The sequence below is a fragment of the Bradyrhizobium sp. 179 genome, assembly GCF_023073535.1.
Classification (GTDB): Bacteria; Pseudomonadota; Alphaproteobacteria; order Rhizobiales; family Xanthobacteraceae; genus Bradyrhizobium.
Window position 1 is genome coordinate 233,644 of record NZ_JADPJR010000116.1, and the last position, 14,517, is coordinate 248,160.

12 protein-coding genes are annotated in these 14,517 nt (G+C 65.7%); 10 read left to right on the plus strand and 2 right to left on the minus strand.

The annotated features are described in order from the left end of the window. The first annotated feature begins 76 nt into the window (after window positions 1-76). Window positions 77-1,084, plus strand: coding sequence for an aldo/keto reductase (locus IVB12_RS27840; protein WP_247303880.1), 1,008 nt, complete (start codon window positions 77-79; stop codon window positions 1,082-1,084). Between the two features lie 6 nt (window positions 1,085-1,090). Here IVB12_RS27840 and moeB read toward each other — a convergent pair whose 3' ends face one another. Beyond that, a complete protein-coding gene (gene moeB / locus IVB12_RS27845) occupies window positions 1,091-1,894 on the minus strand; it encodes a molybdopterin-synthase adenylyltransferase MoeB (protein WP_247276499.1) in 804 nt (267 codons plus the stop codon). A gap of 249 nt (window positions 1,895-2,143) precedes the next feature. Here moeB and IVB12_RS27850 point away from each other — a divergent pair, with 249 nt between their 5' ends. Then, window positions 2,144-3,502, plus strand: coding sequence for a serine protease (locus IVB12_RS27850; protein WP_247303882.1), 1,359 nt, complete (start codon window positions 2,144-2,146; stop codon window positions 3,500-3,502). Window positions 3,503-3,638: 136 nt separating this feature from the next. Here the strand turns inward: IVB12_RS27850 and mutM are convergent, their stop codons facing one another. Next, window positions 3,639-4,520 carry a bifunctional DNA-formamidopyrimidine glycosylase/DNA-(apurinic or apyrimidinic site) lyase gene (gene mutM, locus IVB12_RS27855; protein ID WP_247303885.1) on the minus strand — a complete coding sequence of 294 codons (882 nt, stop codon included), beginning with the start codon at window positions 4,518-4,520 and terminating at the stop codon, window positions 3,639-3,641. An 80-nt stretch (window positions 4,521-4,600) separates the two neighbouring features. Here mutM and ubiE point away from each other — a divergent pair, with 80 nt between their 5' ends. The 8 genes from ubiE (at window position 4,601) to IVB12_RS27895 (ending at window position 14,363) form a co-directional block, all read left to right on the plus strand. Then, on the plus strand, window positions 4,601-5,362 hold the full coding sequence (ubiE, locus tag IVB12_RS27860; protein WP_247303887.1) for a bifunctional demethylmenaquinone methyltransferase/2-methoxy-6-polyprenyl-1,4-benzoquinol methylase UbiE: 762 nt from the start codon (window positions 4,601-4,603) through the stop codon (window positions 5,360-5,362). Next, the gene (ubiB, locus tag IVB12_RS27865) at window positions 5,359-6,933 is read left to right on the plus strand and encodes a 2-polyprenylphenol 6-hydroxylase (RefSeq protein WP_247303889.1); all 1,575 of its coding nucleotides are present in this window, start codon (window positions 5,359-5,361) and stop codon (window positions 6,931-6,933) included. The genes ubiE and ubiB overlap by 4 nt, the downstream gene beginning before the upstream one ends. A 56-nt stretch (window positions 6,934-6,989) precedes the next feature. Continuing rightward, window positions 6,990-8,444, plus strand: a complete 1,455-nt coding sequence (gene coaBC, locus IVB12_RS27870) for a bifunctional phosphopantothenoylcysteine decarboxylase/phosphopantothenate--cysteine ligase CoaBC (protein ID WP_247303891.1) — start codon at window positions 6,990-6,992, stop codon at window positions 8,442-8,444. Then, window positions 8,441-8,899, plus strand: coding sequence for a dUTP diphosphatase (dut, locus tag IVB12_RS27875; protein WP_247303893.1), 459 nt, complete (start codon window positions 8,441-8,443; stop codon window positions 8,897-8,899). Before coaBC ends, dut begins: the two co-directional genes overlap by 4 nt. A 190-nt stretch (window positions 8,900-9,089) precedes the next feature. Beyond that, complete coding sequence (locus tag IVB12_RS27880) at window positions 9,090-11,594, plus strand: PAS domain-containing sensor histidine kinase (protein WP_247303894.1); 2,505 nt, start codon at window positions 9,090-9,092, stop codon at window positions 11,592-11,594. Beyond that, the gene (gene tsaE / locus IVB12_RS27885; protein ID WP_247303895.1) at window positions 11,591-13,111 is read left to right on the plus strand and encodes a tRNA (adenosine(37)-N6)-threonylcarbamoyltransferase complex ATPase subunit type 1 TsaE; all 1,521 of its coding nucleotides are present in this window, start codon (window positions 11,591-11,593) and stop codon (window positions 13,109-13,111) included. Before IVB12_RS27880 ends, tsaE begins: the two co-directional genes overlap by 4 nt. 87 nt (window positions 13,112-13,198) lie before the next feature. Then, a complete protein-coding gene (locus IVB12_RS27890; RefSeq protein ID WP_247303896.1) occupies window positions 13,199-13,516 on the plus strand; it encodes a PilZ domain-containing protein in 318 nt (105 codons plus the stop codon). A 124-nt stretch (window positions 13,517-13,640) separates the two neighbouring features. After that, window positions 13,641-14,363 carry a nucleotidyltransferase family protein gene (locus tag IVB12_RS27895; protein ID WP_247303897.1) on the plus strand — a complete coding sequence of 241 codons (723 nt, stop codon included), beginning with the start codon at window positions 13,641-13,643 and terminating at the stop codon, window positions 14,361-14,363. The last annotated feature ends 154 nt before the right edge of the window (window positions 14,364-14,517 follow it).

Here is a 14,517-nt window from a genome sequence, read left to right on the forward strand (position 1 = left end):
ATCGGCGCAATGGCCCAAGGGCATATCTGGCCTCGTCACGCGGCGCAGCCTGCCGCATCTTTCGAGGAGAGCCATCATGGAACAGCGCAAACTCGGTTCAACCGGCCCCACCGTTTCCGCCTTTGGGCTCGGCTGTATGGGCATGTCAGACCTCTACGGCCCCGCCGATCGCGGCGAGGCCATCGCCACGGTCCATGCGGCGCTCGATGCCGGCATCACACTGCTGGATACCGGCGACTTCTACGCCATGGGCCACAACGAGATGTTGGTCCGCGAGGCGCTGAAGGATACGTCACGCGACAAGGTCCAGATCAGCGTCAAATTCGGCGCGCTGCGCGGCCCGGCCGGCGAATTCGCCGGCATGGATTGCCGCCCCATAGCGATCAAGAATTTCCTGGCCTATACGCTGCAACGTCTCGGCACCGAGTATATCGACATCTACCGCCCGGCGCGGCTCGATCCGAACGTACCGATCGAGGAGACCATCGGCGGCCTCGCCGAACTGGTGAAGGCCGGCTACATCAGGCATATCGGCCTGTCCGAGGTCGGCTCCGACACCATCCGCCGCGCGCATGCCGTGCACCCGATCGCCGATCTCCAGATCGAATACTCGCTGATCGAGCGCGGCATCGAACGCGATATCCTCAAGACCTGCCGCGAGCTCGGCATTGGCATCACGGCCTATGGTGTGCTGGCGCGCGGACTGATCAGCGGCCATTGGACGAAGGACAGCGGCAAGGCCGGCAAGGACTACCGGCTGATGACACCGCGTTTCCAGGGCGCGAACCTCGACGCCAACCTCGCGCTGGTGGAGCAGCTTCGCGCGGTGGCGAACGAGATCCGCGCAACGCCGGCACAGGTTGCGATCGCCTGGGTGGCGGCGCAGGGCCAGGAGATCGTACCGCTGGTCGGCGCGAGAACCCGCACCCGTCTGGCCGAAGCACTCGGCGCAACCAAGGTGACGCTGACACAGGCTCATCTCGCAGCGCTGGCAAAGGCATTTCCGCCGGATGTCGCCGCCGGCACGCGCTATGCGGCCGAACAGATGGCGCATCTCGACAGCGAGAAGCCGGCCACGCGGTAGCGGCGATCAGGTGCGATGGGCGCTGAGATCAGTGATGACGGGCCCATCGCCGTTGAGCGGATTGGCGGGATCGCGCCCATAGCGCAGCGTCTCGAAGCGCATCGCGCGCGCATCGATCATCAGGAGGCGGCCGATGAGGCCGTCGCCAAAGCCGACGATCTCGCGGATCGCCTCCAGCGCCATCATCGAGCCGAGCACGCCCGCCAGCGCTCCCATGACGCCGGCCTCCGCACAGGCCGGCACCGTGCCAGGCGGCGGCGCCTCGGGAAACAGGCAGCGATAGGTCGGATTAAATTCGCCCTGCTCGTTCATCTCATGTGCACGGATGGTGGTGAGCGAGCCGTCGAAGGTGCCGAGCGCCGCCGTGATCAGCGGCCGCTTTGCAAAGAAGCAGGCGTCTGAGACCAGATAGCGCGTTGAGAAATTATCGGAGCCGTCGAGCACGAGGTCGTAATCGCCGATCAGGCCGAGTGCATTGTCGGCGTTGAGCCAGGTGGCGTGGCCGACGAATCGGACATGCGGATTGAGTGCCGCGATCCGCTCGGCCGCGCTTTCGACCTTGTGCCGGCCGATGTCGGGCGTCGTATGGATCACCTGTCGCTGGAGGTTGGACAGCGACACCACGTCGTCATCGACCACGCCCAGCGTGCCCACGCCGGCGGCGGCCAGATACATCAAGGCGGGCGCGCCGAGCCCGCCGGCGCCGATCACCAGCACCGAGGCCCGCTTCAGCGCAGCCTGTCCGGGACCGCCGACGTCGCGCAGCACGATATGACGGGCATAGCGTTCGAGTTCGTCCGGGCTCAGCATCGTCGTCCGCCTCTCTACACCCTCGCTATCGACCCTCGTGGTGCGGAGCGCGGAACGCGCTCTCCGGACGATGCTTCGCATCGCCCGGCGAACCATGAGGGCCCGGATCTCGCCTGCGGCCATTCTTCGAGACGCCGCTTGCGCGGCTCCTTCAGGATGAGCGGCACCGTCTGAACCACCGCGAGATTGGTCGCGACCAACGAGATGTGCTTCAATGACATGGCGTTCAATGGGCTGGCTGGATTTGTCATGAGATCGATGCTTGCGGCAACACTGATGTTTGCGGCCGCCACAGGCGCGAACGCCCAGATGACGGCGCCACAGGTCGCCGGTACCAAGCCGAAGACGGTCCAGACCGTGCCGACCCAGCCTCCCGCGATGCAGACTCCGTCGGCCACAATGGATGCCATGGCAAGAGCTGAGCGGCTGGCGCTTCAGTCAGACCTCGCCTGGGTCGGCCAGTATAATGGCGCCATCACCGGCGACGCCAGTGAGCGCATGGTCAATGCTATCAAGGAGTACCAGAAGGCCAAGGGCGGCAAGCCGACCGGCGTGCTCAATCCGCAGGAGCGCGCCGCGCTGGCCGAGGCGGCACGAAAGAAACAGGAGAGCGTCGGCTGGAAGATCGTGACCGAGCCGACCACCGGCGCCCGGCTCGGCATCCCCGGCAAGCTGGTGCCGCAGCAGGCGAGCGACGCCAGCGGCGCGAAATGGACTTCCCCGACCGGCACGGTTCAGGTGCTGCTCAGCCGCCGCAAGGAGGTGAAGCCGACATCGGCGAAGCTCGCCGATCTGGAGAAGGAGCCGTCTGGGCGCAAGGTCGATTACACCGTGGTCAAGCCCGACTTCTTCGTGCTGTCGGGATTGCAGGGTCTGAAGAAGTTCTACGTCCGCGGCACCTTCAAAGGCGACGAGGTTCGCACCATGACGATCCTCTACGACCAGGCAGCCGAGACCATTGTCGAGCCGGTCGTGATCGCGATGTCGAGCGCCTTCAATGCGTTTCCGTCGGGGCCACAAGCCGCGCCGCCGCCGCGCAAGACCGTCGATTACGGCACCGGAATTGTCGTCAGCGACGATGGCGCGATCGTCGCCGACCGCCTCGTCACCGATGGCTGTCTCACCATCACGATCGGCGGCTATGGCAGTGCCGACCGTCTCGCCGAGGACAAGGAGCACGATCTGGCGCTCCTGCACGTCTACGGCGCACGCGGCCTGAAGCCGCTCAGCCTCGCCGGCGGCGCAGCGAAGGCGAGTGTCGATGTCATCGGCATCGCCGATCCACAGAGCCAGGGCGGCGCGGCCGGCGTGTCGAGCCTCAAGGCTGCGCTGGCGCGGGTGACAAACGGCAGTTCCGCGCTGTCGCCTCCGCCGGCGCTCGGCTTCTCCGGCAGCCCGGCCATCGGCGCCGACGGCAGGTTTGCGGGCATCGCGCTGCTGAAGCCGGTGACGGTCGCAGGTCCCGCCACATCGGTGCCGGCGTCACAGGCGGTGCTGATCGCCGCGGAGACGGTGCGCGATTTCCTCAAGGCGAACGGTGTCGCGGCGAATGGCACATCGACGGATGCCAAAGCCGCGGTCGTCCGCGTGATCTGCGTGCGGAAGTAGGGTGCTGCAAGCATCTCCACTCTCGTGTCCCGGACGCGCTGCAGGCGTTGATGGCAGTGGTGAGACCGATGTAGCCGCGAGCTCCCGACCCTCTAGCGCGAGAGGGCGCGCACCGTGTCTCGATCAGCACGGCCAGTTATTTCTGGCATTTCGGGCACCAGAAGGTCGACCGGCCATTCTGCGTAAACCGCTTGATCGTGCCGCCGCAGCGAGGCGTCGTGCATTTCTCGCCTTCGCGGTCGTAGACCTTGAAGGAGTGCTGGAAATAGCCGAGCTCGCCCGAGGTCTGGCGATGGTCGCGCAAGCTCGATCCCCCGGCCTTGATCGCATCGTTCAGCACGGTGTGGATCGCGCCGACCAGGCGCTTGGCATGGTCCGTCGGCTCACCCTTCTTGGTCGATAGAGTCGCGGCGATCTGGCGCGGCGAAAGATGCGAGCGGTGCAGCGCTTCGCAGACATAGATGTTGCCGAGCCCCGCCACCACACGCTGGTCGAGCAGCGCCGCCTTCAAGCTCGTAGTCTTGCCGGCACAGGACCGTGCCAGCATCGCGGCATCGAACTCGTTGCCGAGCGGCTCGGGACCGAGTCCGCGCAGCAGCGGCTCTTCATCAAGCGCATCGCGCGCGATCACTTTCATGTAACCGAAGCGGCGCGGGTCGTTGAAGACGATGTCAGCGCCGGAGGACATCCGAAACAGCACGTGGTCGTGCGCGGAATCCTTGGCCCGCGGATAGTGAAACTCGCCAGGCTGCGCGTCGTTGTCCGGTCTGATGACACGAAACGAACCCGACATGCCCAGATGCATCAAGAGCACGTCGCCGGAGGCGAGATCGGCCATGAGATATTTTGCGCGGCGGCCGAGGCCGGTGACGACCTGCCCCTTGAGCCGCGCGACGAAGTCCGGCTGGAACGGAAAGCGCAAATCCGCCCGCCGGGCCTCCGCCTTGAGGATTTTCGCTCCCTCCATGACGGGCTGAAGGCCGCGGCGGACAGTCTCGACTTCGGGCAATTCAGGCATGTTCGGGCATTCACCTTATGAGAGCGGTGTGATAGCGCCATTGCGACGGGCGCGCTATGGTCCGCCAGTGGAGTAGAGTAATGGATCGGCCGGGCGAAACCACGCATTTTGGCTTCAGGGACGTGCCCTTGGGAGACAAGCAGACGCTGGTGAACGACGTGTTTCACAGCGTGGCCGCGCGCTATGATCTGATGAACGATCTGATGTCCGGTGGCCTGCACCGGGTCTGGAAGGACATCATGATCAACGCGCTCGACCCGCCGAGGAGCGAGCGGCCGTTCGCACTGCTCGACGTCGCCGGCGGCACCGGCGACATCTCGTTCCGCGCCGCCAAGGCGGCAGGCGCTGGCTTCCACGCCACCGTCTGCGACATCAACACCGACATGCTGGCCGTCGGCCGCGAGCGCGCTTCCAAGCGGCATCTCGAGACTCAGGTCGATTTTGTTGAGGGCAACGCCGAAGCACTCGCCTTTGCCGATCGCAGCTTCGACGCATACACGATCGCTTTCGGCATTCGCAACGTGCCGCGGATCGATCTGGCGCTGCGCGAGGCCTATCGGGTGCTGAAGCCGGGCAGCCGCTTCCTGTGCCTGGAGTTCTCGACCGTCGACATGCCCGGGCTCGATCGCCTCTACGACTTGTTCTCGTTCAAGGTGATCCCGCCGCTTGGCCGCATGGTCACGGGCGACGCCGAGTCCTACCAGTACCTCGTCGAATCGATCCGCAAGTTTCCAAAGCCCGGCGCCTTCGCCGACATGATCCGCGACGCCGGCTTTTCTCGCGTCAGCTGGCAGACACTCACCGGCGGTATCGTCGCACTGCATTCAGGCTGGCGTTTGTGATCTCTGCCATCACCCACATTTCGCGCCTGATCCGCGCCGCGTTCGTGTTCGCGCGCGAGGGCGTGTTCGGTTCGGTCGATCCGAGCCTGGTGCCGCCGCCCGGGCAACTCGCGCTGAAGCTTGCGCGCCTCATCGAGCGGCGCGGCGTCAAGCACGGCCCAAGGATATCGCGCGCCCTCACCCGCATGGGCCCGGCCTATCTCAAGCTCGGGCAGTTCCTGGCAACGCGCCCCGACGTCGTCGGCGTCATCATCGCGCGCGACCTCGAAAGCCTCCAGGACCGCCTGCCGCCGTTTTCGCAAGCCGAAGCGGAAGCCACGATCACGATATCGCTGGAACGGCCGCTGAAAGATGTGTTTGCAAGCTTCGGCCCGCCGGTCGCCGCCGCCTCGATCGCACAGGTGCATCGCGGCGAGGTCTTGCGGGGCGGCATCCGTAGGCCGGTGGCGATCAAGGTGCTCCGGCCCAATGTCGCCGCACGTTTCCGCCGCGACCTCTCCGACTTTTTCTTCGTCGCGCACAAGGCCGAAGCCTATTCGGCCGAGGCGCGGCGCCTGCGCCTCGTCGAAGTCATCAACACCATGTCGCGTTCGGTCGCGATGGAGATGGACCTCCGGCTCGAAGCCGCCGCGCTGTCGGAGATGGCGGAGAACACGCGCGACGATCCTGACTTCCGCGTGCCGACCGTCGACTGGGACCGCACCACACACAACGTGCTGACGCTGGAGTGGATCGACGGCATCGCGCTGAACGACCACAAGCGCCTTGCGGAGGCGCAGGTCGACCTGCCCGATCTCGGCCGCAAGGTGATCCAAAGCTTTTTGCGGCACGCGCTACGCGACGGCTTCTTCCACGCCGACATGCATCCGGGCAATCTGTTCCTGGACGATGCCGGCCGTCTCGTCGCAGTCGATTTCGGCATCATGGGCCGGCTCGGCATGAAGGAGCGGCGCTTCCTCGCCGAGATCCTGCTCGGCTTCATCACCCGCGACTACCGCCGCGTCGCCGAGGTGCATTTCGAAGCCGGCTATGTGCCCGCGCATCATTCGGTCGAGAACTTCGCGCAAGCGATCCGCGCCATCGGTGAGCCGATCCACAACCGCACCGCCGAGGAAATCTCGATGGCGCGGCTGCTGACGCTGCTGCTCGAGGTCACCGGCCTGTTCGACATGACGACGCGGCCCGAGCTGATCCTGCTTCAGAAGACCATGGTCGTGGTCGAGGGCGTGGCGCGCGCTTTCGATCCCAAGCTGGATATCTGGAAGGTTGCCGATCCCGTGGTGCGCGAATGGATCCAGCGCAACCTCGGTCCGATCGGCCGGGTCCAGGGCGCGATGGCGGGGACCGGGGACATTGCGCGGGTGCTGATGCGGCTGCCGGAGATTGCCGAGCGGTCGGTGAAGGTGCTGGAGCAGCTCGAGACCATGACGCGGGACGGCATAAGGCTGTCGCCGGAGAGCATCGCGGCGATGGGGCGCAGCGAGGGCCGCAAGAACCGCTGGCGCACCGTGGCGCTCTGGATCATCGCCGCGACCTTCATCGGCATCCTGATCGCCGTCCGGAATCTATGATTGCACTGCAATCACACGAATGATAGCATCGCGATCATTCCGTGTTGGAGGGCGTCATGGCAAGCCTGACCATCCGCAAGCTCGACGACGCCGTCAAAACCTATCTGCGGCTGCGCTCGGCCAAGAACCGCAGGTCGGTCGAGGAAGAGGTCCGGGTCATCCTGCGGGAGTTGATCGAGGGCCGCGAGGAGCCGCTGACGCCGTTTGCGGTCCCACCTGCGGCATCATCCTCAGCTCCGACACCGCAACGTACCGGCGCCGTTCCCGAGGCCAGCGTCACCCTGATCATCGGCGGCGGCATCGCGGCCTATAAATCGCTCGACCTGATCCGCCGGCTGAAGGAACGCCGCGTCGAGGTTCGCTGCGTGCTGACCAAGGCGGCGCAGCAATTCGTCACGCCGCTGGCGGTGAGCGCGCTGTCGCATGAGCGCGTCTACACCGACCTGTTCGACCCGCAGAGCGAGTTCGACGCCGGCCATATACGGCTGGCGCGCGACTGCGACCTGATCGTGGTGGCGCCGGCGACCGCCGACCTCCTGGCCAAGATGGCAAATGGTCACGCCGATGATCTCGCCAGCGCCGTCCTACTCGCCACCAATCGCAAGGTGCTGCTGGCGCCGGCGATGAATCCGCTGATGTGGAGCAACGCGGCGACACGCCGCAACGTCGCGCAGCTTCAGCGCGACGGTGCGGTGTTGACCGGACCCAATTCCGGCGAGATGGCGGAAGCCGGCGAGGCCGGCATCGGCCGTATGTCGGAAGCCATCGAGATCGCCAATGCCGCCGAGCGGCTGCTGCGGCCGCCGGTGCCGCGCCCGCTCGCCGGCAAGCGCGTGCTCATCACCGCAGGTCCCACGCATGAGCCGATCGATCCGGTGCGCTACATCGCCAACCGCTCCTCCGGCAAGCAGGGCTTTGCCATTGCCGCCGCCGCGCAGGCCGCGGGCGCCGAGGTGATTTTGGTGAGCGGTCCGGTCGACCTCGACGACCCCCAAGGCGTGACGGTGAAGCATGTGGAATCGGCACAGCAGATGCTGGAGCAGGTGCAGGCGGCGCTTCCCGTCGACGTCGCGATCTTCGCCGCCGCGGTCGCCGACTGGCGCGTCGCCAACCAGGGCGAACAGAAGCTGAAGAAGACCTCGGCCGGCATGCCACCGCTTCAGCTCGTCGAAAACCCCGACATCCTCGCTACCATCTCCAAGCTGGCCGACAAGCGCCCGCCGCTGGTGATCGGCTTTGCCGCCGAGACCGAGCATCTCATTGAGAACGCCAAATCAAAACTTGCCCGCAAGGGCTGCGACTGGATCGTCGCCAACGACGTCTCGCCGGCCACCGGCGTGATGGGCGGCGATCGCAACACCGTGCACCTGATCAGCCGCAAGAATGGCGCGAAGGACGGCGAGTTTGCAGTTGATTCCTGGCCGGTGATGACCAAGGAACAGGTCGCCATCGAACTGGTCGCGCATGTCGCAAAGACCGTGACCGACAAATCCCGGGAGCCGGCATCTTGAGCACGAAAGTCACGGTCGAACTGCAACGCCTCGCGCATGCCGACGGCCTGCCGCCGCCGGCCTATCAGACCGCCGAGGCCGCCGGCCTTGACCTGATGGCTGCGGTTCCGGACAGCGAGCCCTTGACGCTCGCGCCCGGTCAATATGCGCCGGTACCGACGGGCCTCGCGATCGCCTTGCCGCCCGGGCACGAGGCGCAGGTGCGGCCGCGCTCGGGGCTTGCGGCCAAGCACGGCGTCACCGTGCTGAACTCGCCCGGCACGATCGACGCGGACTATCGCGGCGAGATCAAGGTGATCCTGATCAATCATGGCCAGGCCCCCTTCGTGATCAAGCGCGGCGAGCGCATCGCCCAGATGGTGATCGCGCCCGTGGTGCAGGCCGCGCTGGTTCCCGTCGCCACCTTGTCGGCGACCGATCGCGGCGCCGGCGGGTTCGGCTCGACCGGCCGCTAAGGCACGATAGCTCCGGCCGAATCACCCGAGGAACTACGTGCGTTGGAACAACGTGCCCGGCATTTTTGGGGGGCCGCCTTTGCGTTCACGATCTGGACTCTTACCGGCGGAGTCACGGTGAGGGTATTGTCTTTTGATTCGCGCGCGACGGGGGTCGTCGCGCGCAAATCCGTGCGATCTTGGGGCAACTATGTCAGGCGTGATCGTGTCGATGCGTCGGACGCTGCTGTCGTGCACATCGTTGGTGCGCAACGGCTTGTTGGGAGGCGCTTTGGCGGCGCTGCTGCCGGCTGCGCCGGCTGAGGCCGCCGACCTCGTCGACACTCTCTCCATCATGCTGGATTTCAACCGGCAGGAACTCGCGGTGCTCGCCACTGCGCTGGCCCTGCTCGGCTTCTCGGTGATGGCCGCGATCCTGTTGATGCGCACGCGCGTGCGCACGGCGAAGAACGAGGCGCGGCTGCGCGCGCGAATCGGGGAACTGCAACTTCAGGCCGATCGCTTCGGCGCCCTGCTGTTCGCCGAGCCGCAGATCCTGATCTCCTGGGCGGCCGGCGACAATCGCGCGCAGATTTCCGGTGACATCTCCATGGTGCTGCCGCGCGATTCCTCGCCGCAACGCGTGCTCGCATTCGGAACCTGGCTGCCGCCGGAACCCGCGCTCCAGATGGATCATGCGGTCGATGCGCTGCGCGAGCGCGGCGATGGGTTCCAACTGACGCTGACGACTGCGCATGGCCACACGCTCGAGGCCATCGGCCGCGCCATCGGCGGCCAGGCCATTGTCCGGATTCGCGAACTCTCCGGGCTCCGGCGCGATCTGGCCGAGACCAATCTGCGTTACAAGGCGCTCTCCGACGAGACCGAGATGCTGCGTGGCTTCGCCGCCGCAGCACCCTGGCCGATCTGGGCCAAGGGGGAGAATGGCGCACTGACCTACGCCAACCCCGCCTATGTCCGAGCGACTGAGGCGAACAGCATCATCGATGCCCAGGAGCGCAAGCTCGAGCTGCTCGACAGCGCCAACCGCACCGCGATGGACCGGGGGCTGAAGGACGCCGCCAACTTCACCTCGCGGCTGCCGATCGTGATCGGTGGTGAGCGGCGCATGTATGACGTGCGCGCGGTCAATGTCGGCAGCGGCAGTGTCGGCGTCGCCATCGATGCCAGCGAGGCAGACGCGCTGAGCTCGGCCCTCGTACGCATGGCGGAAGCGCATCGCCGCACGCTGGACCAGCTCTCCTCGGGCGTTGCCGTGTTCGATGGCCAGCGGCGCCTCGCCTTCTACAACGATTCCTATCGGCGGCTGTGGGACCTCGACCGCACCTTCCTCGACGCCAACCCTGATGATTCCAGTGTGCTCGACCAGCTCCGCGCCGCGCGCAAATTGCCGGAGCAGCCGGACTTCCGCGCCTGGAAGGCCAAGCTGCACGAAGCCTATCGCGCGGTCGAGACCGCCAAGGACACCTGGTACCTTCCCGACGGCCGCGCGCTTTCGGTCGTCACCACGCCGAACCCCGAAGGCGGCGTCACCTATCTGTTCGACGACGTCACCGAGAGCCTCGAGCTCGCCCGCCGCTTCGACGGCATGATCCGGGTTCAGCGCGAGACGCTGGACAGCCTCGCGGAAGGCGTCGCGGTGTTCGGCAGCAACGGCAAGGCGCAGCTGTTCAATCCGGCCTTTGTCCGGATGTGGAAGCTGTCCAGCGATGCCATGCGCGACGAGCCGCACATCCAGACGGTCGAAGCCTGGTGTCATCAGCTCTACGACAATCCCGTGGTCTGGCGCCAGATCCGCGAAGCCATCACCTCGATCGAGAACCGCGCCGACGTGCCGCTGAAGCTGGAACGCAAGGACGGCAGCGTGCTCGATGGCATGATCCGCCCGCTGCATGACGGCGCGACCATGCTGACGTTCCAGGACATCACCGACACCGAAAATGTCGAACGCGCGCTGCGCGAGCGCAACGAGGCGTTGGAGGCCGCCGACCAGATGAAGGTGGATTTCGTCCACCACGTCTCCTACGAGCTGCGCTCGCCGCTCACCACCATCATCGGCTTCGCGCACTTCCTCAGCGATCCCTCGACCGGACCGCTGACGCCGAAGCAGGCCGAATATCTCGACTACGTCACCAAATCGACCAATGCGTTGCTGGCGCTGACCAACAACATCCTCGATCTCGCCACCATCGACGCCGGCGCGATGAAGCTGGAACTCGGCCCGGTCGACGTCAGCAAGGCCATCGAGCTCGCGGCCGAGGGTATCCAGGACCGCCTCGCCACTGACCGCATCCGCCTCAAGGTCGAGATCGCGCCCGACATCGGCAGCTTCATCGGCGACGAGAAGCGCGTGGTGCAGGTGCTCTATAACCTCCTTGCCAACGCAGTCGGGTTTTCTCCACAGGATTCCACCGTCGGCATCAGCGCACGCCGCACCGAGCGCAGCGTGGTCTTCACCGTGACAGATTCAGGGCCTGGAATACCTGCCGACATGAAGGACAAGGTGTTCAACTGGTTCGAAAGCCGCTCGCAGGGCTCACGTCACCGCGGCGCCGGGCTCGGCCTTTCGCTGGTGCGCTCCTTCGTCGAGCTGCATGGCGGCAAAGTTCGGGTGGACTCGATCGTCGGCCGGGGCACGGTCGTGATCTGCGACTTCCCGACCGACCAGGCGGCGCATCGCGACGCCGCCGAATGACCGAAGCAACCACATTCTCGGTCGCGCTCCACAACGAGACGGCTACCGCGCAATTGATGGCCGACCTCGCGCTGCTGGTCGGCCCCGGCGACGCCGTCACGCTCACTGGCGATCTCGGTGCCGGCAAGACCGCAGCCGCGCGCGCCCTGATCCGCTATCTCGCCGGTGACGAGACGCTGGAGGTTCCGAGCCCGACCTTCACGCTGGTGCAGGGCTACGAGCTGCCGCCCTTCCCCGTGATGCATGCTGACCTCTACCGCGTCGAGGACGAGAGCGAGCTCGAGGAGATCGGGCTGTCGCCGCTGCCCGACGCAACCCTCGTTCTGATCGAATGGCCAGAGCGTGCGCCGTCGGCGATGCCCGAAGACCGCATCGACATCGCGCTGACGCACCGGCCGGCGCTGGGCTCGAATGCGCGCGCGGCCGACATCACCGGTTACGGCAAGGGCGCCGCGCAAGTCGTGCGACTGAAGGCGCTGCGCGAATTCCTCGACGTCTCCGGCTATCTCGATGCGACGCGTCGGCGCATGGCCGGCGATGCCTCGACCCGCTCTTATGCGCGGCTGCGGCGCGACGGCGAGAGCGTCATTCTCATGAACTTTCCGCAGCGCCCCGACGGCGCGGCCCTTTATGGCGGAAAATCCTACAGCGCCGCAGTGCATCTCGCCGAAAATGTAAAGCCCTTTGTCGCCATCGACGAAGGCCTGCGTGCACAGGGAATCTCTGCGCCTGCGATCCACCATTCCGATCTCGACCACGGCTTTCTGATCACCGAAGATTTCGGCAGCGAAGGCGTGATCGAAGGCGATCCGCCGCGCCCGATTCCCGAACGCTATGAGGCTGCGATCGATGTGCTGGCCATGCTGCACAGCAGGACGCTGCCGGAAACCTTGCCGCTCGCCGGTCAGAGCTACGAGATACCGATCTTCGACGCCGAGGCGCTGCTGATCGAGATCGGCCTGATGCCGGAATGGTATCTGCCCGATCGCAATGCTCCGCTCAGCCAAGAGGCGCGCGCCGAGTTTCTCGCGATGTGGCGCGAGCTGCTGAAGAAGCCCTTGGCGGCGCCGCGGACGTGGATCATCCGCGACTACCACTCGCCCAATCTGATCTGGCTTGGGAATCGCAGCGGCATCGAACGCGTCGGCGTGATCGATTTCCAGGACACCGTGCTTGGACCGAAATCCTACGATGTGGTGTCGTTGCTCCAGGACGCCCGCATCGACGTGCCCGAAAGCCTCGAGCTGACGCTGCTGTCGCGCTATATCAAGGCACGCCGCGCCAACGACGCAAGCTTCGACGCCGCCGGCTTCGCCGAGCTCTACGCCATCATGTCGGCGCAGCGGAACACCCGCCTGCTCGGCACCTTCGCCCGGCTGAATCGCCGCGATGGCAAGCCGCATTATCTGCGTCACCAGCCGCGGATCTGGACCTATCTCCAGCGCTCGCTGGCGCATCCCGCGCTCGGCTCTTTGCGCGACTGGTATCTCGCCAACGTCCCGCCGCCGCAACCCTGATCCGCGTCCGATTTACCAGCCGTTAGCCAAGATGTCGCTATTCTGGCCGCGAGGCAGCCGGATCGTTACGGGGCTGGAGCAAGGGTGATGACGGCGAAAGCGGATCAGCGCGGCAATAACCGGGTCGTTTTCGAGCGCGGGGTTCCGGCCCAGATGATGGGCATCGACGGCACCTGGCGGCGTGATTGCACCATGGAGGACGTTTCCGACACCGGCGCCAAGCTGACCATCGACGGCTCGGTCGAAGGCCTGCACCTGAAGGAATTTTTTCTCCTGCTGTCGTCCACCGGACTTGCGTACCGGCGCTGCGAGCTGGCCTGGGTCAATGGCGACCAGATCGGCGTCAATTTCCTCAAGCTCGGCGACAAGAAGAGAAAGGTGCGCTCCACAGCCATCGGGGCGTGACGGCAACACCCGTCGTACAACCGTCACGACGGGCGATTAAGGCGGTTGGGATGCGGTGCGGCTGGCCGAGGCTCATGCTAGGATTGCCGCGAAAGCGAAATCGAGGGATTTGAGAAAGCGAAGAATGTCCGTCAAACCGACCAAAGCCATGGTGCTTGCCGCAGGGTTCGGCCTGCGCATGCGCCCGTTGACGGACAAGATGCCGAAGCCGATGGTGCCGGTGGCTGGCCAGCCGCTGCTCGACCACGTGCTCGACAAGCTCGGCCATGCCGGCGTGACCGAGGCGGTGGTCAACGTGCACTATCTGCCGGACCAGATCATAAATCACACCGCATCGCGCCAGCATCCGCGCGTGACCATCTCCGACGAACGCAACCAGGTGCTCGGCACCGGCGGCGGCGTCGTCAAGGCGCTGCCGCTGCTCGGCGATGCGCCGTTCTTCCACGTCAATTCCGACACGCTGTGGATCGACGGCGTGCGCTCGAACCTGACGCGGCTTGCGGAAAACTTCGACCCCGCGCGCATGGACATTCTGCTGCTGATGGCGCCGACCGCAACCAGCATCGGCTATAGCGGCCGCGGCGATTACGGCATGCTGCCCGACGGGGCCTTGCGCAAGCGCAAGGAAAAGGAGGTCGTTCCGTTCGTCTATGCCGGCGCCGCGATCATGTCGCCCGCGATCTTTGCCGATGCGCCCAGGGGCGAGTTCTCGCTGACAAAAATGTTCGATCGCGCCAACGAGCAGGAGCGGCTGTTCGGCCTGCGGCTCGACGGCGTCTGGATGCATGTCGGCACGCCTGATGCGGTGCATGCAGCTGAAGAGGCGTTTCTGGAGAGCGTGGCGTAAGACTTAGCCACTTGCACCACTTCCATGCCCCCGCGAAGGCGGGGCATCCCGTGCGCCGCGGCGGCGAGGTTCTTGCAACCGGCGTCTCTGGAATACTGGATCATCCGCTGTCGCGGATGATGACACTGTCTTGGTGCAGCGAACAGCGGGGAAG

What these genes read in the sequence shown, in the direction of transcription:
- IVB12_RS27850 (WP_247303882.1), top strand. Translation starts at nt 2,144, where the DNA reads ATGAGATCGATGCTTGCGGCAACACTGATGTTTGCGGCCGCCACAGGC.
- IVB12_RS27840 (WP_247303880.1), top strand. Translation starts at nt 77, where the DNA reads ATGGAACAGCGCAAACTCGGTTCAACCGGCCCCACCGTTTCCGCCTTT.
- ubiE (WP_247303887.1), top strand. Translation starts at nt 4,601, where the DNA reads ATGGATCGGCCGGGCGAAACCACGCATTTTGGCTTCAGGGACGTGCCC.
- IVB12_RS27890 (WP_247303896.1), top strand. Translation starts at nt 13,199, where the DNA reads ATGACGGCGAAAGCGGATCAGCGCGGCAATAACCGGGTCGTTTTCGAG.
- IVB12_RS27895 (WP_247303897.1), top strand. Translation starts at nt 13,641, where the DNA reads ATGTCCGTCAAACCGACCAAAGCCATGGTGCTTGCCGCAGGGTTCGGC.
- moeB (WP_247276499.1), bottom strand. Translation starts at nt 1,894, where the DNA reads ATGCTGAGCCCGGACGAACTCGAACGCTATGCCCGTCATATCGTGCTG.
- mutM (WP_247303885.1), bottom strand. Translation starts at nt 4,520, where the DNA reads ATGCCTGAATTGCCCGAAGTCGAGACTGTCCGCCGCGGCCTTCAGCCC.
- tsaE (WP_247303895.1), top strand. Translation starts at nt 11,591, where the DNA reads ATGACCGAAGCAACCACATTCTCGGTCGCGCTCCACAACGAGACGGCT.
- IVB12_RS27880 (WP_247303894.1), top strand. Translation starts at nt 9,090, where the DNA reads ATGTCAGGCGTGATCGTGTCGATGCGTCGGACGCTGCTGTCGTGCACA.
- coaBC (WP_247303891.1), top strand. Translation starts at nt 6,990, where the DNA reads ATGGCAAGCCTGACCATCCGCAAGCTCGACGACGCCGTCAAAACCTAT.